Origin of the sequence: Crossiella sp. SN42 (assembly GCF_023897065.1) — a bacterium.
Classification (GTDB): Bacteria; Actinomycetota; Actinomycetes; order Mycobacteriales; family Pseudonocardiaceae; genus Crossiella.
This window is the reverse complement of sequence record NZ_JAMHIV010000001.1, coordinates 179,109-204,824: the sequence shown is the minus strand read 5'-3', so window position 1 is coordinate 204,824 and position 25,716 is coordinate 179,109. Positions and strand designations below refer to the sequence as shown.

The 25,716-nt window shown below is 72.0% G+C and carries 22 protein-coding genes and 1 pseudogene; 11 read left to right on the top strand and 12 right to left on the bottom strand.

Annotation, left to right across the window (positions count from 1 at the left end; translation table 11 throughout):
- Positions 1-15 precede the first annotated feature (15 nt).
- Positions 16-1,191, top strand: coding sequence for a serine hydrolase (locus tag M8C13_RS00845; RefSeq protein WP_252478454.1), 1,176 nt, complete (start codon positions 16-18; stop codon positions 1,189-1,191).
- Here the strand turns inward: M8C13_RS00845 and M8C13_RS00840 are convergent.
- From M8C13_RS00840 to M8C13_RS00815, 7 genes and pseudogenes are all read right to left on the bottom strand, one after another.
- Positions 1,188-2,366 carry an agmatine deiminase family protein gene (locus M8C13_RS00840; RefSeq protein WP_252478453.1) on the bottom strand — a complete coding sequence of 393 codons (1,179 nt, stop codon included), beginning with the start codon at positions 2,364-2,366 and terminating at the stop codon, positions 1,188-1,190. The genes M8C13_RS00845 and M8C13_RS00840 overlap by 4 nt on opposite strands.
- 39 nt (positions 2,367-2,405) lie before the next feature.
- Positions 2,406-3,575, bottom strand: coding sequence for a serine hydrolase (locus M8C13_RS00835; protein ID WP_252478452.1), 1,170 nt, complete (start codon positions 3,573-3,575; stop codon positions 2,406-2,408).
- Positions 3,572-4,690 (bottom strand): o-succinylbenzoate synthase, encoded by a 1,119-nt coding sequence (gene menC / locus M8C13_RS00830; RefSeq protein ID WP_252478451.1) that lies wholly within the window; start codon positions 4,688-4,690, stop codon positions 3,572-3,574. Before menC ends, M8C13_RS00835 begins: the two co-directional genes overlap by 4 nt.
- Positions 4,687-5,484 carry a GNAT family N-acetyltransferase gene (locus M8C13_RS00825; protein WP_252478450.1) on the bottom strand — a complete coding sequence of 266 codons (798 nt, stop codon included), beginning with the start codon at positions 5,482-5,484 and terminating at the stop codon, positions 4,687-4,689. Before M8C13_RS00825 ends, menC begins: the two co-directional genes overlap by 4 nt.
- A complete protein-coding gene (locus tag M8C13_RS00820; RefSeq protein WP_252478449.1) occupies positions 5,481-7,409 on the bottom strand; it encodes an amidohydrolase family protein in 1,929 nt (642 codons plus the stop codon). Before M8C13_RS00820 ends, M8C13_RS00825 begins: the two co-directional genes overlap by 4 nt.
- Entirely contained in the window at positions 7,406-7,573 is a 168-nt protein-coding gene (locus tag M8C13_RS45240; RefSeq protein ID WP_308202757.1) for an amino acid permease C-terminal domain-containing protein, read from the bottom strand. The genes M8C13_RS00820 and M8C13_RS45240 overlap by 4 nt, the downstream gene beginning before the upstream one ends.
- Positions 7,574-7,585: 12 nt before the next feature.
- Positions 7,586-8,495, bottom strand: a pseudogene (locus tag M8C13_RS00815) (APC family permease); the annotation flags it as partial.
- Between the two features lie 208 nt (positions 8,496-8,703).
- Between M8C13_RS00815 and M8C13_RS00810 the strand changes: the two are divergent.
- The 3 genes from M8C13_RS00810 (at position 8,704) to M8C13_RS00800 (ending at position 11,587) form a co-directional block, all read left to right on the top strand.
- Positions 8,704-9,903 (top strand): CdaR family transcriptional regulator, encoded by a 1,200-nt coding sequence (locus M8C13_RS00810; RefSeq protein WP_252478883.1) that lies wholly within the window; start codon positions 8,704-8,706, stop codon positions 9,901-9,903.
- Positions 9,904-10,037: 134 nt separating this feature from the next.
- The gene (locus tag M8C13_RS00805) at positions 10,038-10,667 is read left to right on the top strand and encodes an MSMEG_1061 family FMN-dependent PPOX-type flavoprotein (protein WP_252478448.1); all 630 of its coding nucleotides are present in this window, start codon (positions 10,038-10,040) and stop codon (positions 10,665-10,667) included.
- An 11-nt stretch (positions 10,668-10,678) separates the two neighbouring features.
- The gene (locus M8C13_RS00800) at positions 10,679-11,587 is read left to right on the top strand and encodes a PDR/VanB family oxidoreductase (protein ID WP_252478447.1); all 909 of its coding nucleotides are present in this window, start codon (positions 10,679-10,681) and stop codon (positions 11,585-11,587) included.
- A gap of 7 nt (positions 11,588-11,594) precedes the next feature.
- Here M8C13_RS00800 and M8C13_RS00795 read toward each other — a convergent pair whose 3' ends face one another.
- Entirely contained in the window at positions 11,595-11,969 is a 375-nt protein-coding gene (locus M8C13_RS00795) for a MerR family transcriptional regulator (protein ID WP_252478446.1), read from the bottom strand.
- 113 nt (positions 11,970-12,082) lie between these two features.
- On the opposite strand from M8C13_RS00795, the gene M8C13_RS00790 reads away from it, so the two are divergent.
- The 4 genes from M8C13_RS00790 (at position 12,083) to M8C13_RS00775 (ending at position 16,816) form a co-directional block, all read left to right on the top strand.
- Positions 12,083-13,156 (top strand): alkene reductase, encoded by a 1,074-nt coding sequence (locus M8C13_RS00790; RefSeq protein WP_252478445.1) that lies wholly within the window; start codon positions 12,083-12,085, stop codon positions 13,154-13,156.
- Positions 13,157-13,245: 89 nt separating this feature from the next.
- Entirely contained in the window at positions 13,246-13,827 is a 582-nt protein-coding gene (locus M8C13_RS00785) for a TetR/AcrR family transcriptional regulator (protein WP_252478444.1), read from the top strand.
- Between the two features lie 5 nt (positions 13,828-13,832).
- Positions 13,833-15,953 (top strand): MMPL family transporter, encoded by a 2,121-nt coding sequence (locus M8C13_RS00780; RefSeq protein WP_252478443.1) that lies wholly within the window; start codon positions 13,833-13,835, stop codon positions 15,951-15,953.
- A gap of 35 nt (positions 15,954-15,988) precedes the next feature.
- On the top strand, positions 15,989-16,816 hold the full coding sequence (locus tag M8C13_RS00775; RefSeq protein WP_252478442.1) for an SDR family NAD(P)-dependent oxidoreductase: 828 nt from the start codon (positions 15,989-15,991) through the stop codon (positions 16,814-16,816).
- A 5-nt stretch (positions 16,817-16,821) separates the two neighbouring features.
- Here the strand turns inward: M8C13_RS00775 and M8C13_RS00770 are convergent, their stop codons facing one another.
- Positions 16,822-18,945, bottom strand: a complete 2,124-nt coding sequence (locus M8C13_RS00770) for an ABC transporter ATP-binding protein (protein ID WP_252478441.1) — start codon at positions 18,943-18,945, stop codon at positions 16,822-16,824.
- A gap of 158 nt (positions 18,946-19,103) precedes the next feature.
- Positions 19,104-19,373: a DUF5132 domain-containing protein gene (locus M8C13_RS00765; protein ID WP_252478440.1), complete on the bottom strand. Its 270-nt coding sequence runs from the start codon at positions 19,371-19,373 to the stop codon at positions 19,104-19,106.
- 301 nt (positions 19,374-19,674) lie between these two features.
- On the opposite strand from M8C13_RS00765, the gene M8C13_RS00760 reads away from it, so the two are divergent.
- Genes M8C13_RS00760 through M8C13_RS00750 form a run of 3 tightly spaced genes read left to right on the top strand, consistent with a single transcriptional unit; the run spans position 19,675 to position 23,051 of the window.
- A complete protein-coding gene (locus tag M8C13_RS00760; RefSeq protein ID WP_252478439.1) occupies positions 19,675-21,000 on the top strand; it encodes an aspartate aminotransferase family protein in 1,326 nt (441 codons plus the stop codon).
- Positions 20,997-22,406: a class I adenylate-forming enzyme family protein gene (locus M8C13_RS00755; RefSeq protein WP_252478438.1), complete on the top strand. Its 1,410-nt coding sequence runs from the start codon at positions 20,997-20,999 to the stop codon at positions 22,404-22,406. The genes M8C13_RS00760 and M8C13_RS00755 overlap by 4 nt, the downstream gene beginning before the upstream one ends.
- Positions 22,407-22,409: 3 nt before the next feature.
- Positions 22,410-23,051 (top strand): alpha/beta fold hydrolase, encoded by a 642-nt coding sequence (locus M8C13_RS00750; protein ID WP_252478437.1) that lies wholly within the window; start codon positions 22,410-22,412, stop codon positions 23,049-23,051.
- Here M8C13_RS00750 and M8C13_RS00745 read toward each other — a convergent pair whose 3' ends face one another.
- Complete coding sequence (locus M8C13_RS00745; RefSeq protein WP_252478436.1) at positions 23,052-23,978, bottom strand: Gfo/Idh/MocA family protein; 927 nt, start codon at positions 23,976-23,978, stop codon at positions 23,052-23,054.
- Entirely contained in the window at positions 23,975-25,708 is a 1,734-nt protein-coding gene (locus M8C13_RS00740) for a B12-binding domain-containing radical SAM protein (RefSeq protein WP_252478435.1), read from the bottom strand. Before M8C13_RS00740 ends, M8C13_RS00745 begins: the two co-directional genes overlap by 4 nt.
- Positions 25,709-25,716 lie beyond the last annotated feature (8 nt).

The window sequence follows — 25,716 nt, the reverse complement described above, 5'->3', positions numbered from 1 at the left end:
GGACATCCTGGCCGCATGGTGTTGTCAGGTAGAAGAAGAAGGACGCTGACCGTGCTCGGCGTCTGCGCCCTGGCGGTCAGCGTGATCACGCCCGCCGCCATCGCCACCGCCGACCCGTCCCGCCTTGATCCCGCACTACGCGCGGTCGTCGCGGCGGGCGTGCCTGCCAGCTACGCCGAGGCGGTGACCGGAGGCCGGGCCGAGCGCGGTGTGGCCGGGGCCGCGGAGCTGGGACAGCCACGGCCGCCGAATCCGAACGGTCGGTTCCGGGTGGCCAGTGTGACCAAGACCTTCGTCGCCACCGTGGTGCTGCAACTGGTGGGCGAGGGCAAGCTGGGGCTGGACGACCCGGTGGCCCAGCACCTGCCCGGACTGCTGCCGTACCCGGAGCCGATCACCGTGCGCCAGCTGCTCGGCCACACCAGCGGCTTGCCCCGCGACATCACGCACTGGACCACGCCGGCCGAGGTGGACACCTTGCGCTTCCAGCGGTTCAGCCCCGAGCAGCTGGTGCGCGAGTCGACCACCGGCAAACCGCTGCTGTTCGCTCCCGGCACCTCCTTCTCCTACTCCAACACGGGCTATACGGTGCTGGGCCTGCTGGCCGAGAAGCTCACCGGCCGTCCGTTCGCGGTCGAGCTGGCCCGCCGGATCACGGTGCCGCTCGGCCTGCGGGACACCGAGTTCCCCGCGCAGCAGCCGTTCCTGCTCCGCCCGGCGGCCCGCGGCTACGAGCAGCTCTACCCGGACAAGCCGCCCACCGACGTGACGACCTACGTCATGTCCCGGGTCTGGGCCTCCGGCAACCTGATCAGCTCCGCCCGCGACCTCAACCGCTTCTTCGCCGCCCTGTTCGCCGGGGACCTGCTGCCGGCGCCGCAACTGCGCGAGATGACCACCGCCCGTCCCGGCGCACTGGGCCCCTTCGGTTATGGCCTCGGCCTGATGACGGTGGCCAACCCGTGCGGCGGACCGGACTGGTGGGGCCACGGCGGCGACTTCGCGGGCTTCAACACCTGGAGCATGCACACCAGGGCCGCCGACCGCCAGATCAGCGCGGGCATGAGCATGGACCTCACCGCACCGCCCGCCGCGCGTCTGGCCATGCTCAACCAGGTCCTGACCGCCGCCCTGTGCCCCGGCCCGGTGCCCCGCACCGCCGCGCCACTCACCCCGCCCGACCTGCGTTAGCGGGGCTGGTCGTGGGTGGCGCAGTGGATGCCGCCTCCGCCGGTGGCGATCGCGTTGATCGCCACCGGCACCATCTCCCGTCCGGGGAAGTGCTCGCGTAACACCTGCTGGGCCCGGTCGTCGGCCTGCCGGTCGCCGAAGCGGGGCAGGAACAGCGCGCCGTTGGCGACGTAGAAGTTGACGTAGGAGATGACGCTGGTGTCCCGGTACCCGGCCACCAGGTCCGGGTCCGGCTGGGTCAGCTCGACCACCTGCAACGGCTTGCCGTCGGCGTCGGTGGCCTCCCGCAGCACCTCCTTGGCCTGGGCGGCGGCCCGGGACCAGGAGTCCGGTGGGGTGCCAGGGGCGGCCTGGTCCAGCAGCACCGTGCCGGACGGGGTGCAGCGGACCAGTGAGTCCACATGCGCGTCGGTGATGTCCTCGCCGCGCACCCCGGCGAACCAGATCACCTTGCGCACCCCGAGCGCCTTCTTCAGCTCCGCCTCGACCCGGTCCCGGCTCAGCCCGGGATTGCGGTTGTCGTTGACCATCGAGCTCTCGGTGACCAGCAGCGTGCCCTGCCCGTCGGTCTCGAACGAGCCGCCCTCACCGACCAGGGGCGTGGCCACGCCGGGGATCCCGTACCTGGCCAGCACCGCGGCGGCGACCTTGCCGTCCCGGTCGTGCTGCTGCTTGCGGCCCCACCCGTTGAAGTGGAAGTCCACCCCGGCGACCGTGCCGCCCTCCTCGACGAACACCGGCACGGTGTCCCGCGCCCACAGGTCGTCCACCGGGATCGGCACCACCTCCACGTCCTTGCCGCAGGCCCGCTGCGCCGCCTCGGCCTGCTCCGGCCGGGCCAGCAGCACCACCGGTTCGAACCCGGCGATCGCCTGTGCCAGCCGTGCGATGTCGGCGCGAACCCCGCTCAGGTCCGTGCCCCAGATCGCGGTGGCGGCCGGCCAGGACAGGAAGGTCCGGGCGTGCGGTTCCCACTCGGCCCCGAACCGCCGGGCAGGAGCCGCTGCCTGCTCCGGCGAGGTGGCGGGGGAGGTCGCCGGAGCAGGGGAGTCCCGGGCTGTGCACGCCGTGGTGAGGGCGAGCGCGCTCAGCCCGGTGAGGCCGTGCAGCACGGTTCGGCGGGACAGCGGGTTGGGCGGCACGAGTTCACTCCACGGCAGGCTGACGGCGACCATTTACTGAAATTTTAGTCAGCCTAGCGGAGTGGTGCCGGTTCACGCCACTTCGGTGAGCTTGCGCCAGATCGTCTCCGCCGGGTGCTGCGACTGGAACCGGTTGACCACCACCGCGATGGTGACCCCGCGGGCCATGTCGGTCCCGGCCATCGAGGTGAACCCGATGTAGCTGCCGCCGTGTCCCTGCCAGGTGCGGCCGCCGGACTTCGTGCGGGAGGTGCCCATGCCGTAGGTGCGGTCGCCGTCGGGGTTCGCGGCCGACTGCGGGGACGGGGTGGTCATGCGGCGCACGGTGTCCGGGCGGAGCAGGTTGCCGCGGGCGAACACCGCGTCCAGGACCAGGCCGGCGCCCAGGGCGGTGCCGGCCAGCGCGCCGTCGGTGAACGGCAGGCCGTACAGGTCGGTCGGGATGCCCTTGGCGCCGTAGGCGGTGAAGAAGTCCTGCAGCGAGCCGTCTTCCTGGCGGCTGTAGCCGTGTGCGAAGCGGTGCAGGGCCTGCGGGGAGCGGTCCATGGTGACCAGGTGCTCGGTCATCGGCGTCTGCCGGGTGCCCGCGCGCTGGAGGAAGTGCTGGTAGGCGCGGCGGAGTCCGTGGTCGCCGCCGGTGGTCCTGGTCAGCACGTGGCCCAGCACGATGTAGCCGGTGTTGGAGTAGGCGAAGCGCGCCCCTGGCTCGACCGGTTCGCGGATGCCGGCCTTGAGCTGCTCGAAGGTGTAGGGCCGGTTCGGGTCGTACTTCGCGCTGGGCGGGAACAGCGGCGCGGTGGCCGGGTCCGAGTACAGGTCCGGGTAGCCGCTGGTGTGGGTGAGCAGCATGCGGAGGTTGACCACCCGGGAGCCTGCCACCTCGTCGCCGACGTAGGCCGAGATCGGCTTGTCCAGGGCCAGCGCGCCCTGCTCGACCTGGTGCAGCACGAACGTGGTCAGCATCAGCTTGCTGAGGCTGGCGTAGGCGAACATGGTGCCCTCGGTGACCGGCTGCCGCGGCTCGTTGATCGCCGCGCCGCGGGTGCCCGACCACAGCACCCGGCCGTTGCGCAGCGCCACGGCCTGGACTCCCGCGTCACCGAAGGCCGCGGCGGCCTGCGTCAGGGCCTCGTTCATCTTCTTGGCGAAGTCCCGCTCCGGCGCCGCGGCCGCGGGTGTGGGCAGGACGCTGGCCATGGCGAGGGCCAGGATGAGAGCGCAGTGCCGGAACCGGCCGCTCATGGTGCCTCCTTGAGGTCGATCGCCCGCACCCCGGTGGTGACCGAGTCGAGCGCGTCGTGGTTGATGACGGCGCCGCTGCCCGGTCCCGCCGGGACCGCCAGGCAGCCGTCCACCAGCTCGAAGGACTGGGTGATGTCGTTGGTGTAGTAGCGGCTGGTGGCCGAGATGTCGGCGGGCAGGGTGAACCCGGGCAGCGCGGCCAGGGCCAGGTTGGCCGCCCGGCCGATGCCGGTTTCCAGTACCCCGCCGCAGAACACGGGGATGTTGTGCGTGCGGCACAGGTCGTGGATGGCCCGTGCTTCCAGGTAGCCGCCGACCCTGGCCGGCTTGATGTTGATCACGTCGGCCGCACCCAGCGCCAGGGCGGTGGTCGCGCTTTGCAGGCCGGTGATCGACTCGTCCAGGCAGATCGGGGTGGTGATCCGCTCGGCCAGCCGGGCGTGCGCGACCAGCTCGTCGGCCGGGAACGGCTGTTCCAGCAGCAGCAGGCCGAACTCGTCCAGCGCGAGCAGCACCTGGGTGTCCGCGCTGCCGTAGGCCTGGTTGGCGTCGACCTGGAGCAGCAGGTCGTCGCCGAAGGCGCGGCGCACCGCGGCCACCGGCTCGACGTCCCAGCCGGGCTCGATCTTCAGCTTGATCCGGCGGTAGCCCTCCGCGAGGTAGCCCTCGACCCAGGCCAGCAGCTGGGCGAGGTCAGCGGCGATGCCGACCGAGACGCCGACCTCGATCCGCTCGCGCACGCCGCCCAGGTAGTCCACCAGCGGCATGCCGCGGGCGCGCAGCTCGGCGTCCAGGATGGCGGTCTCCACGGCGGCCTTGGCCAGCACGTTGCCCGGCACCCGGCGCATCAGCTGCTGCGCGCGGGCGGCGGTGACCGGTTCGCCGGTGGGCAGCAGCGGCAGCAGCACGTGTTCGATGACGTGCTGCGCGCCCTTGAGGTACTCGGCGAAGAAGACCGGTTCGGGACCGGCGGCGCACTCGCTCCAGCCTTCCCCTGCCGGTCCGATCCAGCGCAGCAGCAACACTTCCCGCTCGGTCTCCACGCCCTTTGATGTCCTAAAAGGACGGACCAGGGGCATGTGCACGGTGCGCAGCTCGATCCGGGTGCCGGTCATGCCGCCTGCTCCTGGCACAGCAGGTAGCAGCCCTCGGCGGTGATCCCGGCCGGGCGGTACCCGGCGGTCCAGCCGCGGGCCAGCACCGTGCGCGAGGCCAGCCGCCAGCGCCGCGCCTTGGCGGGATCCTCGCGGCGCATGGTCTCGATGTCCGGTGGCACCCAGGCCAGCAAGACCGGATCGGCAGGCGCGCCGGTGACCAGCGGCTCGCCCTGGGCGTCCTGGTCGAGCACGCGCGGTCCTGAATCCTCAGGTGCGGCAAGGGGTGCGGGGTCGTCGAGGTGCCAGATCACGACGAGCCGGTCGGTGTGGTCGGCTCGGTTCACCAGGTCGTTCATGGGCGGGTAGAAGTCCTTCCGGTAGTCGGTGACGCGGGCGCCGAGCCGGTTGAGGTTGAAGTGCGCGTTGCGCCGCACCAGCGGGTCGAAGGTCCACACCATGGTGGCAGCGCCGCGCTCCAGCGCCCACAGTCGTTGGGTCTGCTTGAGCGCCAGGCCGATGCCGCGACCGGCGTGCGTGGCGGCGACCGCGGCGACCATCGAGTACAGGCTGTCGGAGCCTGGCGCGCCGGCCACGCCCACGGTGAGCCCCACGACCGCCTCCCCGGCGAAGGCCCCGAGCACGCAGCCGCCGCTGTGCAGCAGGCTGGTCAGCAGGTCGGCCGGGATCGGCGGCGTGTGCGGGGGAGTGCCCCACACCTGCGCGAGCAGCGCCTCAGCCGCCACGCACTCCTCGGTGGTGCGCAACTCTCGCACGGTCACCCCGGCCAAGCTGGGCTCGGTCTTGCTCGTCATGTCAGGCTCCCGTAGCTCAGCCCGGTCCCGTCGATCCGGACCGTGGCCCGCCGCCGGTCGGGTCCGGCCAGCGGGTCTTGCTCGTCGACGGTCAGGGTGAATGCGCGCTCGGTGCCGTTGGCAAGCTTGCCGATCCCGGTCACGCTGAACCACCCGTCGGAGGTCTGCAGCCTGCCCAGGCGGGTCGAGCGCAGCACGCCGAACGGGCCGGCGACCAGCACCGCGCCCGAAGCGGTCCGCTCCCCGGCTCGCTGGCTGAGCGAGGCCGCCAGCACGCTGGCGCCACGGCCGTCCAGCGGTCGCAGCAGGCCCGCCGCGTTCGCCTTGAGGTCGCGGCCCGCGTTCTGCGGCCGGGTGGGCATGCTGGAAGCCCGGCGCAGGGCCTGCCCGGCTGCGGCGCGGGTCGGTTCGCCGCCGGTGAGCGCGAGCTTGCCGTTGACAAAAACCCATTGCACGCCAACGGAATACTGCTTCGGCTGCGCGAAGGTGGCCCGGTCGCCGATGGTCTTGGGGTCGAAGACCGTGACGTCCGCGGCCATGCCCTCGGCCAGGTAGCCGCGGTCGACCATGCCGACCATGGTCGCGGGCAGGCCGGTCATCTTGCGGATGGCTTCCTCCCAGGACAGCAGGCCGCGTTCGCGGACGTAGCGGCCGAGCACGCGCGGGTAGCTGCCGTAGTGCCGGGGATGGGTGTGCGCGGAGTCGGTGACGCCGCCGTCGGAGGAGAAGGCGACGAAGGGGTCGGTGATGAAGTTGGCCAGGTCCTCCTCTGAGCCGATGTGCATGACGGCGAGGATGGATCCGTTGTGCGCGGCCAGGATTCGCATGATCGCCTCGCCGATGCTCACCCCGCCGTACTCCGCCATGAGGTCGGCGACCGACCTGTTGGCCAGCTCCGGCAGCACCACCTTGTCCGGCGTGCCGACGTCATCGCGCACGAACGCGCTGGTCTCGGTGTCGATGCGCGGGCGCAGCGCGGGATCGGCGAAGCGGGCCAGCATCGCCGCGGTGCCACCGTCCTTGGCCCAGCCCGGCACGTAGAACTCCAGCGCGGTCGAGGCGGCGGTGTAGGGGTAGACGTCGCCACCGGCGTGCGTGCCCGCGGCCCGCGCCTCGCGGAGCAGCCGCAGCATGGTCGCCGACTTGCCCCAGTTGCGCGGACCGGCGACCTTGAGGTGGGTGATCTCCGGCATCAGCCCGGCGGCCTTGCCGATCGCGATGTCCTCCGCGGTGGACTCGACCACCAGGTTGGTCTCGTCCCGGATGTGGTCGGTGAACAGGGTCCGCCAGGAGCGCGCGCCGCGCACCACGTCGACGACCTCGTTGGTGCGCGCGTAGGAGGCAGGCGGGTAGCCGAGGCCGCCGGAGACACCCCAGCCGCCCTGGCGCATGCCGCGCTCGATCCGGGCGCGCATCTGGGCGGACTGGACCGCGGTGGGGCGGGTGTCCTTCTCGCCCATCGTGGCCTGCCACACGGTGTTGAACCCGACGTAGGGGGCGAGGTTGATGCCCTTCTCGACCGCGTCCAGCTCCTTGAGCTGCTTGTCGATCTCGTAGGTGCCGCCGCCGTCGGGGCCGAGCAGTTCGGTGGTCACGCCCTGGGTGAGCGAACTCTTCGCCGAGGCCAGTGGCGCGCCGGTGTCGGTGTGCGCGTGCACGTCGATGAAGCCCGGCGTGACGAACTGGCCGGTGGCGTTGTAGCGCGCGCGGGCCCGGACCCGGCTGAGGTCGCCGATGCGGTGCACGCGCCCGTCCTTGAGACCCACGTCGGTGATCCGGCCGGGCGCGCCGCTGCCGTCGAAGACCTTGCCGCCGTGGATGATCGCGTCCAGTTCCGGTGGCGCGGCCACCGCAGGGGCGGGTGTGGCCAGCAGGAGCCCGGCGGCCAGCACGGCCGCCACACCCCGCCGTGGTGTGCGCGTCATGGTGCGCGTTCCCTTCCTTGGTCAGCACCGAGCCGCGAGTGGTGGCGGCTGTAGAGCAGGTAGACCGCGAGCGCCAGCAGCAGCCAGCCGCCGAAGAGCAGGTAGGTCCCGGCCGGGAGCTGGTAGACCAGGTAGCCGCAGCAGCCGATGGACAGCAGCGGCACCACCGGGTAGCCGGGCACCGAGAAGCCGCGCTTGAGCTCCGGCTCCCGCCGCCGCAGGATGATCACGCCGAGGGAGACCACCGCGAAGGCGACCAGCGCGCCCATGCTGGTCAGGTTCGCCAGCTGGTCCAGCGGCACGACCGCGGCGATCAGCGCGACAAAACCGCCCACCAGCACGGTGCCCACCACCGGGGTGCCGGTGCCGGCCAGCGCGACCAGCACGTACACCGCGGTGATCACCAGCAGTGCGAACAGGATCGCCAGCGGCAGTGTGCGGCGCGGGTCGCGCACCTCCTCACCGGCGGTGGACACCGCGTCCAGGCCGATGAAGGAGTAGAAGACGGTGGCCGCCGCCGCGCCTACCCCGGCGAAACCCATGGGGGGCGAACGGGTGCAGGTTCCCGGCGTCGAACCCGGACGCGCCGATGACCACGAACAGCGCCAGGATGCCGAGCTTGAGCAGCACCATCACCGTGTTGACCACCGCCGACTCGCGCGCGCCCCGGACCAGCAGCAGGCAGCACAGCCCCACCAGGACCACCGCGGGCAGGTTGACGTAGCCGCCCTGGCCGGGTGGCGCGGTGATCGCCGCGGGCAGCTGCGCGCCGAAGAGCCGCTCGGTCAGGTCGTTGAGGTACTGGCCCCAGGTGACCGCGATGACCCCGGCGGAGACCGCGTACTCCAGCAGCAGGCACCAGCCGACCGCGACCGCGGCCAGCTCGCCGAGGGTGGCGTAGGCGTAGGAGTAGGAGGACCCGGCGACCGGCACGGCGGAGGCCAGCTCGGCGTAGCACAGCGCGGTCAGCGCCGCGGTGACCGCGCCGAGCACGAAGGAGACGATCACCGCCGGACCGGCCTTGGGCACGGTGGAGCTGAGCGCGAAGAAGATGCCGGTGCCGATGGTGGCGCCGATGCCGATCATCGTGAGCTGGAAGGTGCCGATGGTGCGGCGCAGGCCGCCGGTGGCGTCACCCAGCAGCGCGTGCACCGGTTTTCGCCGCAGTAGCTGCTCCCGCAGCGACACACCGTTCGGCAAGGCGGCCTCATTCCGTTTCCGGGGGATGCCGCCATTCTGGGTTCCGGCGCACGGCCGAGTCGTTGGCGGAACTGCCTATACTTCCGCGGTGCGGATGTCGGAATCGCCGAACGTGGGCGGCACCAGCGAGGAGCTCTACGCCCTCGCCGACGCCATGGCCGCGGTGATCGGCGGTTCGGTGTCCATCGAGGACCTGGACAACCGCGTGCTCGCCTACTCCTCACTGCCCGAGCAGCGCATCGACGAGCTGCGCCGCCGCGGCATCCTGGACCGCCGCGTCCCCGACCAGCCCGAGCAGGTTGGCCAGTACCGGCAGGTGCTGGCGGCTGACGGTGTCGTGCGGCTACCCGTGCTGGGCCCCGACGAACTGCCCCGGGTGGCGGTGGCCATCCGGGCCGGTGAGCGGCCGCTGGGCACCATCTGGGCGATCGAGGGGGAGTCGCCGCTGGGGGAGACGGGGGAGTCCGCGCTGCTCGACGGCGCGCGGCTGGCCGCGACCCACCTGCTGCGCCACCGCGGGGCCGCCGAGCTCGACCGGCAGGTCCGGGAGAACGCGCTGCGCAGCGCGCTGGTCGGCGAGGACATCGCTGGTGAGGCGCGGGTGCGGCTCGGCCTGCCCGACCCGCCGCAGCTGACCCTGCTCGGCCTGGCCCCGGCCCGCCGCGAGTCCTCGCCGGAGGTGCCGCTGAGCGCCGCCGCGGCCCGGCACTGGGCCGCGGTCTCCGCCGAGGCGGCCACCGCCACCATCAACCGCACCGTCTACGTCCTGCTGTTCAGCGACCCGCCGGCCACCGCGCGCAGGCTCGCCGAACAGGCGGTCGCCGCGCTGGAAAGCACCCTGGACGCGCCGGTGCGCTGCGCGCTGAGCCGTACCACCGGGGAGGCCGCCGAGCTGCCCGCCCTGCGCACCGAGGTTGACGACATCCTCCGGGTGACCACCGCCGACCCCGACGGGCGGCCGGTCGCCGCGCTCGGCGAGGTGCACGCCAGCGTGCTGCTCACCCACCTCGCCGACGAGCTGGCCCGCCACCCCGGTCTGCGCCACCCCGGCATCGAGGCGATGGTCGAGCACGACCGCACCCGCCGCACCCAGTACGCGGACTCGGTCACCGCCTGGCTGGACGCGGCGGGCAACGTCGGTGAGGCGGCGCGGCGGCTGTCCGTGCACCCGAACACGCTGAAGTACCGGCTGCGGCGGGTGCAGGACCTGTTCGGCGTGGACCTGCTCGGCCACCCGGACGACCGGTTGTCCTGCTGGCTCCAGCTCCGCTGCGGTTCGCGCGGAACCGGTTGACAGGCGGCGCGAGAAGCGAGCACCCGCAAGGCGACCGTGCTGCCGGGCCGGTTCGGCCCGATGTCCCCGCACACCGGAAGAACTAGGCTGAACGCGAGTAGCGCGCCACCTGAACGATTGCTCATAATTGCGGGATGACCAGCAGCGATGCTCGCCCGCGGCGGCTCTCCTTCGAGGAGGTGCGGGCCAGGCTCGGACAGCCGGAGCCGATGGCCAGGGTCAAGGTCAAGGATCGCGTCGACCGGCACGCGCACCGCTTCATCGCGCATTCGCCGTTCCTGGCCATGGCCACCTCGGATGCCAGCGGCCTGCCCGACTGCTCACCGCGCGGCGACTACCCGGGGTTCGTCAAGGTGCTGGACGAGCGCACCCTCGCCATCCCGGACCGGCCGGGCAACAAGCTCGCCGACTCCTTCCACAACCTGGCCGAGAACGACGGGATCGGGTTGCTGTTCGTCATCCCTGGGCTGCGGGAGGTGTTGCGTGTCAACGGTCATGCCTATCCCACCGACGAACCGGACGTGCTGGCCCGGATGCGCACCGAGGGCCGGGACGCCGAGCTGGCGCTGATCGTGGAGGTGGCCGAGGTCTACTTCCACTGCGGCCGCGCGCTGATCCGGTCCCGGTTGTGGGATCCGGCCAGCCAGGCCCTGGCCGCCGAGATCCCGTCCATGGGCGAGATCGCGGTCGAGCAGCTGGGTATCGACTTCGATCCGGCGGTGCTGACGGCCAGTGTCGAAGCAGGCTACCGGAAGCTGTACTGAGGAGATTCCCTATGCAGCAGACAGTTCTGGACCGCGTGGAGCCGCTCGCCGATGGCGTCGTCTCGCTCGTGCTGCGCGGCGCCGACGGCCCGCTGGCGCCGTGGGAACCGGGCGCGCACGTCGACCTGACCTTGCCCAACTGGCTGATCCGGCAGTACTCGCTCTGCGGCGACCCGGCCGACCGCGAGACCTACCGCGTCGCCGTCCGGCACGACCGGCTCAGCCGCGGCGGCTCGGAGTACCTGCACCTGTTCCTCCGCGCGGGCCACCGGTTGCCGGTCTCGTTGCCGCGCAACAACTTCCCGCTGCTGCCCGCGCCGGAGTACCTGTTCCTGGCCGGCGGCATCGGCATCACCCCCATCGTGCCCATGCTCGCTGCCGCGGTCGAGTCGGGCGCCAAGGCCACGCTGACCTACGTCGGCAGGTCCTTGCCCACCATGCCCTTCGCCGGGGAACTCCGCGCCGCGCACGGTGACCGGGTGCGCGTGCACGCCACCGAGGAGCAGGGCAGGCCCGACTTCACCGCGCTGGCGGCCACGCTGAGCCCGGAGGCGCTGGTGTACTGCTGCGGTCCCGCCTCGATGCTGGCCGCGGCCGAGGCGGCGTTTCCCGCTCAGCGACTGCACATCGAGCGTTTCCGGCCGCAGGTCAAGGAGTTCGCGCCCAACACGCCGTTCGAGGTTCGCTGTGTCCAATCAGGACAGACGATCCAGGTCGGCGCGGATGAGTCGCTGCTGGACGCGTTGAACCACGCCGGATTCCGGATCCCGTCCGGCTGCCAGGAAGGGGTGTGCGGCAGCTGTGAGATCCCGCTCGTCGACGGCGAACCGGAGCACCGCGACGACATCGGCGCACCGCCCGGCCGGATGTACTGCTGCGTTTCCCGCGCCCGGTCGGCCCACCTCGCCGTCGACCTCTGAGCCGGGATCAGCTGGCCGCCGCGCGGAAAGTCGCGCGGTACGAACGGTTCGTGGCCATCAGCTCGTCCAGCGCGTCCCTGGTGCGGCTGAGCTCGGCGATGTGCGCGGAGAGCCGGTCGCGTTCGCGCTCCATGCGGGCCATCGCGGCGTCGACGTTCGCCGCGCTCGGCGAGTCCACGCAGGGCAGCACCTCGGCGATGGTGCGGCTGGACAGCCCGGCGGCGAACATCCGCTGGATGAAGTGGACCCGCTCGACCTCCCGTTCCGTGTAGTGCCGCTGCCCGCTCGCGCTGCGGCGACTCACCAGCAGGCCCTGTTCCTCGTAGTAGCGCAGGGACCGGACGCTGACCCCGGTTCGCGCCGCCAACTCCCCGATGCGCACTTCACCCTCCCGCTGTGACCCATGGCACACGTCTTTGCCTCTGACATCCATGTGAGGTTCTAGCGTAGCCGCAACGCCCTGGATCGGGTGCCGCGGAACAGAGGAGCCCTGACGTGCCAACACTTTTCGACCGCTACCAGCTCGGCGGCCTGGTCCTGCCCAACCGGGTGGTGATGGCCCCGATGACCCGGGCCCGGGCCGCGCCCGGCGGCCTGGCCACCCCGTCGATGGCGAGCTACTACGCCCAGCGCGCGACGGCCGGTCTGATCGTGACCGAGGGCGTGCAGCCAAGCCTGATCGGCCAGTCCAACCCGGGCACGCCGGGCCTGCACACCGACGAGCAGGTCGCCTCGTGGCGGCCGGTGACCGAGGCCGTGCACGCCAACGGCGGCCGCCTGTTCGCCCAGCTCATGCACGGCGGCCGGGTCTCGCACCCGGACACCACCGGCCAACAGCCGGTCGGCCCTTCCGCCGTGCCCGCCGTCGGTGAGGTGTTCACCCCGAGCGGCCGCCAGCCCGCGCCGGTCCCGCGCGCCCTGGACACCGCCGAAGTGCCCGAACACGCCCAGTCCTACGCCGAGGCCGCGCGCCGCGCCGTCGAGGCGGGCTTCGACGGCGTGGAACTGCACGGCGCCAACGGTTACCTGATCTCGCAGTTCCTCTCCGCCAACGCCAACCTGCGCACCGACCACTACGGCGGCTCGGTGGCCAACCGGATCCGCTTCGCCGTCGAATCGGTCGCTGCCACCGTGGATGCCATCGGCGCGAGCCGGACCGGCATCCGCCTGTCCCCGGGCGCGACCTTCTGGGGCGTCCAGGAAACCGACATCCCCGAGCTCTACACCGCCCTGCTACGCGAACTGGCCCGCCTGGACTTGGCCTACGTCCACCTGGAAGCCACCACCGACGAGGAGGTGTTGCTCGACCTGCGCCGCGCCTGGCCGGGCACCCTGATCATGAACCCGGTCCTGCCGCTGGGTGCCAAGCAGACCGGTCGCGACAACGCCGACCACTGGCTGGGCCTGGGTGCGGAGCTCATCAGCTTCGGCCGCGCCTTCATCGCCAACCCGGACCTGGTCGAACGCCTGCGCAACGCACTGCCGATCGCGCCGGTGGACGAGGCCACCTACTACCAGGGCGGCGACGCGGGCTACCTGACCTACCCGGCGTACCAGTACCCCGCCTGACCCCGGAACGCCGAGGTGCGACCCACGTCACCGACCGATTCGGTCAGTTTACCTACCGAATCGGTCGGTGACCCCGTACTGTCCAGCGCATGGCCCGAACGCAACGACAACAGGCGAGCGAGAGCATCCTTGAGCCCGCCGCGGCCCTGTTCGCCCAGCACGGCTTCGCGCACACCTCGCTGAAGACCGTGGCTGACGCGGCCGGCCTGTCCAAAGCCGGTCTGCTGCACCACTTCCCGAGCAAGGAAGCGCTTTTCGCGGCGGCCCGCGGACTCGTCGACGAGCTCGGCCTGCGCATCCTGGACCAGGTGTCCTCGCTGCCACCCGGTCCCGCGCGGGACCGGCGCGCCCTGGAGCTGCTGACCGACGTGGCGCTGGACCGCCCCGGCCTGGTCTCGCTGGCCTTCCGCGCGCTGGACAACCCCGACGCCGACACCGGCCCCGAGCACGTCGTGCACGACCAGTCGCACGTGTTCGGCATCTTCGCCGTGGACCTGACCAGCGGTGACACCGAGCGGCTGGTCCGGATCATCGGCGCGCTGAGCGCACTGGCCATGCTCTGCCTGGCCGCGAACCAGCAGGGCGACAGAACCGCCTGGCGACCGCACATCATCACCACCTGCCTTGACGCGATCGGTCACTCCCGAGCGCCCGCACCAGTGGAGGACTGAGTCCCGTGGCACGTCTGCTGCACCGCCTGGGCCTGGCTGCCCACCGGCACCGGCTCCCCATCGTCCTGCTCTGGCTGCTCGTGCTGGCCGGCTCCATCCTCGGCGCCACCACCCTGGCCGGCACCACCGCCATCAACCTGTCCATGCCCGGCCAGGAGTCCACCACCGCCCTGGACCGGATCAAGGACGAGTTCGGCATGACCGGCGCGACCGCGCGGGTGGTCGTCAAAGCGCCCGATGGTCAGCAGCTGACCACGCCGGAGAACGCCAAGGCGGTCGGCGAACTGGTCGCGAACCTGGCGAAGCTGCCCGGTGTCGCCTCGGCCGGCAACCCGCTCGACCCGGCCGCGCCCGCGGTCAACCGCGACCAGGACCTCGCCTACAGCACCGTGACCTACCGCGCCAGGATGGGCGAGGTGAGCGCCGAGGAGCGGACCGCGTTGCTGGAGGCGGTGGCAGGCTCCCGGGCGAGCGGGCTGACCGTCGAGGTCACCGGCGAGGCCATGATGACGACGCCGGAGGTCGGCGGCGTGAGTGAGGCCATCGGCGTCATCGTCGCGCTGCTGGTCCTCGCGCTCACCTACGGATCGCTGGTCACCGCGGGCATGAACCTGCTGACCGCGGCCGTCGGCGTGGGCATCGGCGCGCTCGGCATCACCATCGCCACCGGCTTCATGGAGCTCCAGTCCACCACGCCGGTCCTGGCCACCATGCTCGGTCTCGCGGTCGGCATCGACTACGCGCTGTTCATCATCAACCGCTACCGGCAGGAACTGCGCGGTGGCGCGGAGGTCGGCGCCGCCATCGGCGTCGCGGTGGGCACCGCGGGCTCGGCGGTGGTGACCGCCGGGGTCACCGTGGTCATCGCCCTGGTGGGCCTGGCCGTCGCGGGCATCCCGCTGCTGACCCAGATGGGCATCGCCGCCGCGGCCACCATCGTGGTCTCCGTGCTGGTCGCCGTCACGCTGGTGCCCGCGGTGCTGAGCTACCTCGGCCGCCGCGCGCTGCCGCGCAAGCAGCGCACCGCTGCGGCCGAGGTGCAGGAGAGCGGCTTTTACCGCGGCTGGATCGGCCTGGTCCTCCGCCGCCGGATCTCCGCGCTGCTGCTGGGGATGGTGGCGTTGGGCGTGCTCGCGTTGCCGGTGCTGTCCATGCGGACCACGCTGGTGCAGATCCCCGCCGCGGACAGCACCCAGGCCAGGGCCGAGGCCCTGCTCGCGGACGGTTTCGGCAAGGGCTTCAACGGCCCGCTGCTGGTCCTGTTCGAGGGCGGTGACCCGGTCGCGAACGCCGGTCGCGCCGCCGAGACGATCGGCAGGCTGGACGACGTCGACTTCCTCGCCCCGCCCCGTCCGAACGCCGATGGCAGTGCCGCGTTGCTCACCGTCTTCCCGAAGTCCGGGCCGACCAGCGAGGCCACCGAGAAGCTGGTGGCCGACCTGCGCGCGCACCTGGGCGGAACGGCCGCGGTGACCGGCCAGACCGCGGTCGGCGTGGACGTCGGCGCCGCCCTCAACGCCGCCCTGCCGTTGTACCTGGCCGTTGTGGTGGGCCTGGCGCTGGTGCTGCTGGTGCTGGTGTTCCGCTCCCTGCTGGTGCCGCTGGTCGGCGTGCTCGGGTTCCTGCTGACCGTCGGCGCCTCGCTCGGCGCGACCGTCGCGGTGTTCCAGTGGGGCTGGCTGGCCGGGGCGGTCAACCTGGACACCACCGGACCACTGATCAGCCTCACCCCCATCGTGGTGATCGGCATCCTGTTCGGCCTGGCCATGGACTACCAGGTCTTCCTGGTGTCCCGGATGCACGAGGCACGCCACCGCGGCGGCTCGGCCAGGGACGCGATCGTCACCGGCTTCCGGCAGGCGGCCCCCGTGGTGGTGGCCGCGGCGCTGATCATGCTCTCGGTGTTCGCCGGCTTCGTCCCCGCGGGCGACCCCACGGTGAAGTCCATCGCCTTCGCCCTGGCGATCGGCATCCTCTTCGACGCCTTCGTGGTCCGCATGGTCCTGGTCCCCGCGGCCCTGGCCCTGCTCGGCAACGCGGCGTGGTGGCTGCCGAAGTGGCTGCGCTGGCTGCCCGAGCTGGACGTGGAGGGCGCGACGCTCACCACACGGAACCGGACCGCGTAGTGCGCACCGCTCGAACGTCGGCCACACACCCCGCCGTGATCATCACCGGCGGAACCGGCGGCATGGGACTGGCAACGGCAAGGCTCATGGGCCACGACCATCGAATCGTGCTGGCAGACCTCGACCAGACGCGTCTTGATGACGCGGTGCGCGAGCTGACCACCGCCGGAGTCGACGCGAGCGGCGTGGTCTGCGACATCACCGACAAGGCATCCGTCGAGCAGCTGTTCCAGCGTGCGGAGGCGGCGGGAAGCCGCGTTCGCGCGGTGGTCCACGCCGCAGGCATCAGTCCGCACATGGGTTCGGCCGAACGCATCGCGCGGATCAACGCCACCGGCACCGTCCACATCGCGCGGGCATTCCTGGCGCGGGCCGCGGACGGTGACGCGCTGGTCAACGTGGCCTCCACCGCCGGACACAGCATTCCCCAGTTCCTCGCCCGGCTCCGTGCTTTCCGGCTGGCCGAGCAACGACCGGAGGAGTTCGAGCAGGCGATCGTCAGCCGCGCGAGGTTCGTCGGACGGAAGCTGAAGCCCGGACTGGCCTATGCGATCAGCAAGAAGTTCGTGCACTGGTACAGCCGTTTCCTCGCGGCCGAGTTCGGTGAGCGGGGAGCGCGGGTCGTGTCGGTGTCACCAGGGAGCTTCGACACCGCGATGGGGCGGCTGGAGGAGAACCACGGCGCAGGCGAGCTGGTGAAGTCCGCGGCGATCAAGCGGTTCGGCAAGCCAGCGGAGGTCGCGGCGGTGCTCGCGTTCTGCGCGAGCGAGGCACCCGGCTATCTGACCGGGGTCGACATCCTGGTCGACGGTGGCACCAAGGCCGGGCGAGAGTTCGCGAAGGTTCGGAAGAAAGTTCGCTGAGCTGGTCAGTTCTCGCCCACCTGGAGTCGCCACAGGGCGGCGTAGAGGCCATCGCGGGACAGGAGCTCGTCGTGGGTGCCCTGCTCGGCCACTACGCCGCCCCGGTCCAGCACCAGGATGTGGTCGGCGTGCCGGATGGTGGACAGCCGGTGCGCGATGACCAGCAGGGTGCGGTCGCGGGCGAACTCGCGCAGGGCGCGCTGGATGGCGGCCTCGGTCTCGTTGTCCACGGCGGAGGTGGCCTCGTCCAGGATGAGGACCGGGGCGTCCTTGAGCATCGCGCGGGCCAGGGACAGACGTTGGCGCTGGCCGGTGGACAGGGTGGCGCCGCGTTCGCCGACCGGGGTGGCGTACTGCTCGGGCAGGGCGTGGATGAACGGGGCGGCCTCGGCCTGCTCGGCGGCGCGGCGGACCGCGGCGGGCGGGGCGGTGAAGGTGCCGTAGGCGATGTTGTCGGTGATGGTGCCGTCGAAGAGGAAGGCGTCCTGGGCGACAAAACCGATGGCCTGGCGGAGATCGCGCAAGCGCAGGGTGCTGATGTCCTTGCCGTCCAACAGGATCGTGCCCGCCTCCGGTTGCTGGAAGCGGAGCAGGAGCCTGGCGATGGTGGTCTTCCCTGAACCCGTGGTGCCGACGATTGCGGTGACCCGGTTCGGGGCCACCCGCAGCGACAGGTTCGCCAGCACCGGGGGACGGCCGGGGTAGGCGAAGGTGATGTCCCGCAACAGGATCTCGCCGCGAACCTCGCCGATCGGCAGGGGACGGCCGCTGCCGTTGGGCTCGGTGGGCAGGGCGCGCAGCCGCTGGATGTTGTCCAGCGCGACCACCGAGCGCTGGTACCGGTCCACCGAGTCGCCCAGCGTGCGCAGCTTCCACAGCACCTGCAGCGGCAGGCTGATCAGGGTGCTGAAGACCTCGAAGCGCAACGTCCCGGCCAGCACCGCCCGGCCGCCCAGCAGCAGGATCCCGGCCAGGGACACGGTGGCGCAGCCGCGCACGGTCTCGGCGTAGGCGCCGACCTCCCGGTCCGAGTGTTCCTCACCCTGGCGGCACTCCTCGCTGAGCGCGGCGATCCGGCGGATCTCGTAGTCCTCGGCGCAGAAGCTCTTCACCGTCGCGTCGGCCTCGATCGCGTTGACCACCTGGCTGTTCAGCCGGGCCGAGCGTTCCCGCGCGGTGACGAAGTTCGGCGCCACGTCCTCCTGGTAGTGCAGGGAGAGCCCGGCGATGACCGGCACCGGCAGGAAGGCGATCCAGGCGACGCCGGGGGCGAAGACGAGGAAGGCGGGCAGGGTGATCAGGAAGCTGGTCACCAGCTGGGTCATCTCGTGCGCGGAGGTGGCCAGGAAGCGGCCCAGCGCCTCGATGTCCTCGGTGAGCACCTTCGCGATCCGGCTGCCGCGCTCCTTGGTGACGTGCTGGGCGGAGAGGCGCTGCACGTGCGGGTGCAGCTCGGTGCGCCAGTCGTGCCGGACCCGGTGGGCCAGGTTGCGCCACAGCAGGCCCGAGCTGAAGGAGAGCACCGCCACCGCGACGCACACCAGCGCGGCCAGCCCGGCCAGCAGCCACAGCTGCGCGGTGGCGGTGACCAGGCCGATGCGCACCAGCAGCGTGCTCTGGCCACGGATGAGCACCACCGCGACCCAGCCGATGAACACCGACAGCGCCAGGTCCATCACCTGGCCCAGCGCGGAGACCACCGTGGCCAGGTAGAACCGGCCCCGGTGCCGGCCGACGATACGCAGCAAGGGGCGGCGCACCCCGGCGGAGGCCCCGCGGATCCGCCTGGCCCGCACCCAGGCGCGCCGGATGATCACCGCGGTGGCCAGCAGCACCAGGCCGAGGCCCACCACCGGCGAGGGCCGCAGCACCAGGCCGAGCACGGCCGCGCCGCAGGCGATGGCCAGCGCGCGGGCCAGCCGTCCTCGGCGACGGGTGCGCGCCGGCGCCGGGGTGGTAGTCCGGGCGGGGGCGCGCAGCAGCTGGACCGCGCGCGCGACCACCACCCGCACCCGCTGGCCGACCGTCTCGGTGGCCACCGCGGGATCGTGGCGGAGCAGGATCCGGCCGGTCAGCGGACTGGCGCGAATTACCTGAATTCCGGGAGACCTGTCCAGGCTTCTGGCCACGTACTCAGTGAGCCGTGGCCGGCCCCGCATCGCGTCGATCTCCCAGCGCTGACGCCCGGGAACGACTGACAGTGGTTGTGCCGCCGTGGTTTCCATGAACAACAGCCACCGGTTTTCCGTAGTGCGTCAGCCTATGACTGGTCCAGTACCCAATGGTGTCAATTGGGTGAGGTGACCGTACTGGAGGACTGTTTCCTGGGCTTCGGCTTGACCGGTTCGGGCTCGGTCAGGTCGGCGGTGGCCTCGGCGGTGAGGTCGGAGATCCCCTCGGCCGCTTTCGTCGCGGCTTTCCGCACCTCCAAGGCCAATCCCACCGAGGCGCGAATCACGCCGCGAACCAGGGGTTTCGCCACCTTGGCCGCCAAGGGGGCGGTGACCAGCCCGATCAGGAACGGGGCGACGGCAGGCAATGGCATGGCCAGATCCATCCGTTCTTCTGTGTTTCCGAAATTAGCTGACTCCCAATTTCGACGCTAACCCGCGCTGTTGCTCCAGTCAACACCTGCCGGTGCGCGGTGTGGATCATGACGTCTCTGATTAAGTGCGTTCGTGCAGGCTCGGAATTCGCCGGTTCGGACTAGTCAGGTCCAGGTCGCCCGGGATCCGGCTGCGCACAGTGGTGTTTTTCTGTCGCGTCCCGTGAAGACACCCCTCAGCCGATTGTCACGAACTGGTGGACTTGCTCTACTTGATTACCCTGCGGGTGTCTCACGAATACGGAGGACGGCAGTGTCCACCTCATCGGTCAACCGGCAGAGCAATGCCGGCGCGCTGGAGAAGATCAGGACCGTCATCGCGGGCGGGGTCAGCAGCGGTATGCGGATCGATGCCATCCCCCAGCCCCTGGTGGTGCGCCGGGCCAGGGACTGCCGGGTCTGGGACGTGGAGGACAACGAGATCATCGACCTCAACATGGGCTACGGCTCGCACCTGTTCGGCTATGCCGACACCGAGGTGCTGGCCGAGGTCGGCGAGCAGTTCGCCCTGGGCCACCTCACCGGCCTGCCGCACGAGCTGGACGCCGAGGCCGGTGCGCTGATCGCCGAGCTGGTGCCGGGCATCGAGCAGGTGCGCTTCGCCAACTCCGGCACCGAGGCGGTCACCTCCGCGCTGCGCCTGGCCAGGGTGAGCACCGGCCGGTCCCTGGTGGTGACCTTCGAGGGCCACTACCACGGCTGGAGCGAGACCGTGCTGCGCGCGGGCAAGGCGGTGGGTCACCTGCGGGAGGGCTCGCCGGAGCAGGTGCGGCCGGGCGCCCCCGGCATGATCCCGGAGGCCTTGGCGCACACCGCGCAGCTGCCCTGGAACGACCACCGGGCCGCGCGGGAGCTCTTCGCCCGCGCCGGCCAGGACATCGCCGCGGTGGTGCTGGAACCGGTGCTGGTCAACGCCAACGTCATCCCGCCCGCACCCGGTTTCCTGGAGCTGTTGCGGGAGCTGACCCGCGACTCCGGTGCGCTGCTGGTCTTCGACGAGGTGATCACCGGGTTCCGGGTGGCCAGGGGTGGCGCGCAGGAACGCTACGGCGTGGAGCCCGACCTGACCGTGCTGTCCAAGGTGCTCGGCGGCGGGTTCCCGGTCTCGGCCTTCGGCGGCAGGCAGGAGGCGATGCGGCTGCTGGCGGCCAACCAGGCCCACCACGCCGGGGTGTTCGCGGGCAACCACGCCGCGATCCGCGCGATCGTCGCGCAGCTGGGCAAGATCCGCCGCACGCCAGGGGTCTACGCCGAGCTGGAACAGTTGGGCGCGCACGCCGAGGAGGGCGTCCGCGCGCTGGCCGCCGCCGAGGGCCGACTGGTCCGCGTCGGCCGGGTCGGCTCGCTGGTGTCGGTGGCACTGCTGCGGGAACCGGTGGCGGCGGAGGCGGGGCTGCGGGAGCTGGCCGCCGCGATCGACTTCGACGGCCACCGGCGCTGGCAGATCGCCGCGCAGAAGGAGGGCGTCTACTTCCACCCCAACCCGATGGAGCCCTGGTTCCTCAGCACCGCGCACACCAAGGACGTGCTCGACAAGGTCCTCGCCGCCCTCGGCCGGGCACTGGCCGGGGCCAGGTGAGCGCCCGCGCCGAGCTCCTGGACACCCTCCGGGCCCAGGCCGCCCGGCTGGGGGAGCGGCCGTTGGTGGTGACCGGGGAGCACAGCCTTAGCGGCACGGAGTTCCTGGCCCTGCTGGCGGAGAAGGCGCGCCGCTACCAGGGCGCGGGCATCGGCGGGGGCGCGGTGGTGGGCATCCAGGCCTGGCCACCGGCGGAGTTCCTCAGCGACCTGTTCGCCGCGATCGGCACCGGCGCGGTCGCCGTGCCGCTGCCGCGCCGACTCACCGCGTGGGGCCTGGAACGCGCCGAGGCGCTGCTGCCGCTGACCCACCTGGTGGTGGCGCCCGGCACCGGTTTCGGGCTCGGCCCGGTGATCGCGCAGGCCGGGGCCAGGGTGCTGAGCCTGAACACCGCCCGCTCCGGGGAGGGGCCACCACAGGCGGCCACCGCGCAGATCACCTCCGGCACCACCGGCCGCCCACGGGCCGCGCTGCGCTCGGCCGAGGCCCTGCTCGCCGAGGCCGCCGCCTACCGGGACACCCTGGAACTGGGCGAAGGGCAGGTGCTCGGCTGCTCGGTGCCACTGCACCACGCCTACGGCTTTGGCCTGTGCGCGCTGGCCGCGCCGCTGGCCGGGGTGTGCGTGCACCACCTCTCCGCCGAGCGGCCCCGGGTGCTGCTGCGGGAGCTGGCCGCGCGCGGCATCACCCTGTTCCCCGGGGTGCCGCCGATGCTGCGGGTGCTGGCGAGCGCGGCGACCACCGTGGCGGGCACCGACTTCCTCACCGCGGGCATGCCACTGGACGCGCGCACCGCGGACCTGGTGACCGGCAGGCTCGGCGCGCGGCTGGGCCAGGTGTACGGCACCACCGAGACCGGCCCGATCTGCGTGCGACCGCCCGGCCCCCGCGCGGCCGACGGTTCGGTCGGCCCGCCACTGCCCGGGGTGGAAGTACTGCTGGCCAAGCCGCCGGTGGACGCGCTGACCGCGGGCGGGCTCACCGGCGCCGGGCTGGTCACAGTGCGCTCGCCCAGCCTGATGTCCGGCTACGCCAACGACACCACGCCGCTGACCGGGCACTTCGCCACCGGCGACCTGGCCAGGTGGTCCGGTGGCGAGCTGGTGCTGGCCGGCCGGGTGTCCACCTGCCTGAACGTGGCCGGGATCAAGGTCAGCCCGGAGGAGATCGAGGCGGTGCTGCTGGCCTTCCCCGCCGTGTCGGCCTGCCTGGTGTCCGGAATGGACGATCCACTGCTGGGCCAGCGGATCACCGCGCTGGTCACCCCGGCCACCGTCGACCTGGCCGCGCTGGCCGCGTTCTGCCGGGAGCGCCTGGAACCGGCCCTGCTGCCGCACCGCATCACCGCGGTGGCCTCGCTGGTCACCACCGAGACCGGCAAGGTCCTGCGGGACCAGCCGGTGTAGGCCGTGCACCCCGTCCTGCTGCTGCACGCCCTCGGTGACCACAGCGCGAGCTGGCGGCAGCTGAGCACCAGGCTGGCCGCGCCGGGCCGCCAGGTGCTCACCCCGGACCTGCGCGGACACGGCGGCACCGCGACCGAGTACACCGCGGCGCTGGTCTGCCAGGACCTGATCGCGTTGCTGGACCGGCACGGGCTGGCTCAGGTGGACGTGGTGGGCCATTCCCTCGGCGGGCACGTGGCCACGCTGCTCGCCCAGCGGCAGCCGCACCGGGTGCGGCGCCTGGTGCTGGAGGATCCGCCGCCGCCACCGAGGGATGAGCGGGACGCCGCCGCGATCCGCGCGCGGGCCCAGCCGCTGACCGCGTTCCTGCGGGACCGGCGTGGCCGGGTCGATCCCAGGGCGGTGCGGGCCTTCATCGAGGAGCTTCGACAACTGGACCCGGACTGGTGGCGGCGGCTGGCCACGATCACCGCGCGCACCCTGGTGGTCAGCGGCGGCCTGGACAGCCCGGTGCCGCCCGCCCTGCTGGCCAGGGTCGCCGCCGCGATCCCGGACGCCCGGCTGTTCTCCGCCTTGGCCGGGCACCACGTGCACCAGCGCCGGCCGGTGTACTTCGGCACGGTGGTCTCGGCGTTCCTGGCCTGATCACACCCCGGCGAGCCGGTAGGCGGTGGTCACGATCTCCTGTAGCGCCAACGCTTCTCCGGCGGTGACCACCGCGCCGGGGCCGGATCCGGTGACGGTGTCGAAGAAAGCGGTCAGCGCGGCCAGCTCGGCTCGTTGCGCGCTCACCCGGACCGTGCCGCCGACCTGCCGCAACTCGCCCCGCCGGAAGTCCAGCACGTGCGCCCCTGCCGGAGTGTGCGCGGTCAGCGTCATCGCCACCGTGCGCGCCGCCCGGTCCAGCCGCAGCACCGCGGGCACCCCGTCGAAGGTCAGCCGCAGCTCGGCCTGGTCCTCCACCGCGCCACCGGTCAGCGAGCACTCCTCGACCTTCGGCGGCCCGAACACGGTGACCAGCACGTCCAGGGCGTGGATGCCCAGGTCCAGCAGCACACCACCGCCGGCCAGCCGCCGGTCCCGGTGCCAGGGCGTGCAGGCGCGCCACAGGCGGTCGCCGGGCGTGCTCATGTCGAACTCGACGCCGGTGACCACGCTGTCCCGCACGGCCGAGGTGAACGCGGGCAGCAGTTCGTGGAAGCGGTAGGGCAGGTTGACCCCGAACAGCGGGTCCCCGTTGACCCGCGAGGCCAGCAGCCTGGCCTGGTCGATCCGGGCCGCCAGGGGTTTCTCGCACAGCACGGCCACCCCGGCGGCCAGCGCGGCCAGTGCGGGCGGCACGTGGTCCTCGTTGGGCGTGCACACGGCGAGCACGTCCGGCCGGGTGCGCGCCAGCAGCTCCCGCACCGAGTCGCCGACCCACACCCCGGACTCCGCCGGGAAGAGCCCCGCGGTGCGTTCGGGGTCCCGGTCGCAGGCGCCGACCAGCGCCAGGTCCGGCCGGGAGGCCAGGAACGGCAGGTGGTAGCGCTGGCAGACCCGGCCGCAGCCGATGACCGCGACCCGGATCATCGGCTGGTGGCCGGGGCGGGGGACTGGCAGGCCCGCTCGATCTGGACGGCGAAGTCGGGGAAGGCCGCGCCGAGGTGGCAGCGGTCGTACTCCTCGACCAGCCCGCGCAGCGCGGTTTCCAGCCGCTCGGCCAGGTCGGGACCGCCCAGGTCGGCCAGCAGCAGCCCGGTGTTGAGGAAGGCCACCAGCAACCGGTCCAGGCTCTGGTCCCAGCGGCGCAACCGGCTCAGCAGCGGCCGCACGTCCGGGCCCGCGCCGCCGCGCCGGGCCCGGACCGTGTCGGCGATGCGCTGGGCCAGGAAGGGGACCTCGTTCTCCTTGCGGTCATTGATGTCCGAGCTGACCGCGCTCCACGCCGACCACAGGTCCTCCACCCGTTCGTCGGCCACCCGGTACTCCCGGCGCGCCTGCCGCAGCACCTCCCAGGCCACGCCGTCCACCCCGGGGATGTCGGGTTCGCCATAGGTGGTGACCTTGTCGTAGATCTCCGTGCCGCGCAACGCGATCGCCCGGTTGATCAGGAAGAACGGGTTCTCGCACTCGTGCACCCTGGCCGCCACGATGAACTCCAGGTTCTGCCACAGCTCGTCCACCGTGGTGCCCGGTTCGATCATGATCCAGCCGGGTTCCAGCTCGATCTTCTCCTGCTTGAACATGCGGGCGGCGTCGAAGTTGTAGTCCACCGTGGTGCCCTTGCGGAAGCGTTTCATCATGCCCGGCGAACCGGTCTCCATGCCCAGCAGTGCCAGCTCCATGCCCGCCCGGCGCAGCGTGCGCAGCGCCTCGCGGTCGATCAGCCCGGTGTCGACGCGGAACTCGCAGTGGAAGTTCACCTTCAGGTTGCGCCGCAACACTTCCTCGGCAAAACCCACCGCGTGCTGGTAGCCCTCGGCGAACGCGCCGCCGAAGTTGTCGTCGTTGAACCAGACGAACCGGGTGCCGAACTCCCGTTGCAGGAACTCGATCTCATCCACCGCGTCCACGATCGGCCGCACCCGCCACGGACCGCCCTCCACCCCGGGTTGCCTTGGCGCGTAACAGAAAGTGCACTTGGCGTGGCAGCCCCGGCTGGTGTAGGTGGAGGCCCGCGGGGTGGGGATGCCGGTGGCCCGGTGGTGCAGCAGCAGGTCCCGGGCCGGCCAGGGTTCCGCGGCCAGGTCGGGCAGCTTCGGCGGGCCGCTGGTGCTGACCCGGCCGTCCCGCCAGAAGTACAGGCCGGGCACCTGCCGCCAGTCCCGGCCGGCGGCCAGGCAGTCCATCAAGCCTTCCACGGTCAGCTCGCCCTCGCCGTAGGCCACGCAGTCGGCCTCCGGCACCCGTTCGGCGATGAGCTTGGCGTTGTAGGTGCAGAACGCGCCGCCGATGGCGACGAACACCGAGGGGTCGGCCGCGCGCACGCAGCGCAGCAGCCGGACCGCGTCGATGATGTGCAGGTCGTACATGATGCTGATGCCCACGAACACCGGGCGTTCCTGGCGCACCAGCGCGGTGATCGCCTCGTCGCTGGGATTGCGGCCGTGCAGGTTCAGCGCGGTCACCGAGTAGCCGCGGTGGCGCAGGTGCCCGGCGATGCAGGCCACGCCCAGATTTTCCCGCACCCGCTTGTAGAACAGCCGCATCGCCGGGTCCAGGCGCAGGTACTCCTCGTCGTTGATCAGCACGTTCTGGTTGTTCAGGCTGGCCGCGCCGGTGGAGATCTCCCGTGGGGTCAGCAGGACCACGTCGGACATGCTCGCTC

What these genes read in the sequence shown, in the direction of transcription:
- menC (WP_252478451.1), bottom strand. Translation starts at nt 4,690, where the DNA reads ATGACCGGCACCCGGATCGAGCTGCGCACCGTGCACATGCCCCTGGTC.
- M8C13_RS00810 (WP_252478883.1), top strand. Translation starts at nt 8,704, where the DNA reads ATGTCGGAATCGCCGAACGTGGGCGGCACCAGCGAGGAGCTCTACGCC.
- M8C13_RS00765 (WP_252478440.1), bottom strand. Translation starts at nt 19,373, where the DNA reads ATGGATCTGGCCATGCCATTGCCTGCCGTCGCCCCGTTCCTGATCGGG.
- M8C13_RS00845 (WP_252478454.1), top strand. Translation starts at nt 16, where the DNA reads ATGGTGTTGTCAGGTAGAAGAAGAAGGACGCTGACCGTGCTCGGCGTC.
- M8C13_RS00745 (WP_252478436.1), bottom strand. Translation starts at nt 23,978, where the DNA reads ATGATCCGGGTCGCGGTCATCGGCTGCGGCCGGGTCTGCCAGCGCTAC.
- M8C13_RS00840 (WP_252478453.1), bottom strand. Translation starts at nt 2,366, where the DNA reads ATGGTCGCCGTCAGCCTGCCGTGGAGTGAACTCGTGCCGCCCAACCCG.
- M8C13_RS00785 (WP_252478444.1), top strand. Translation starts at nt 13,246, where the DNA reads ATGGCCCGAACGCAACGACAACAGGCGAGCGAGAGCATCCTTGAGCCC.
- M8C13_RS00805 (WP_252478448.1), top strand. Translation starts at nt 10,038, where the DNA reads ATGACCAGCAGCGATGCTCGCCCGCGGCGGCTCTCCTTCGAGGAGGTG.
- M8C13_RS00740 (WP_252478435.1), bottom strand. Translation starts at nt 25,708, where the DNA reads ATGTCCGACGTGGTCCTGCTGACCCCACGGGAGATCTCCACCGGCGCG.
- M8C13_RS00820 (WP_252478449.1), bottom strand. Translation starts at nt 7,409, where the DNA reads ATGACGCGCACACCACGGCGGGGTGTGGCGGCCGTGCTGGCCGCCGGG.
- M8C13_RS00835 (WP_252478452.1), bottom strand. Translation starts at nt 3,575, where the DNA reads ATGAGCGGCCGGTTCCGGCACTGCGCTCTCATCCTGGCCCTCGCCATG.
- M8C13_RS00800 (WP_252478447.1), top strand. Translation starts at nt 10,679, where the DNA reads ATGCAGCAGACAGTTCTGGACCGCGTGGAGCCGCTCGCCGATGGCGTC.
- M8C13_RS00825 (WP_252478450.1), bottom strand. Translation starts at nt 5,484, where the DNA reads ATGACGAGCAAGACCGAGCCCAGCTTGGCCGGGGTGACCGTGCGAGAG.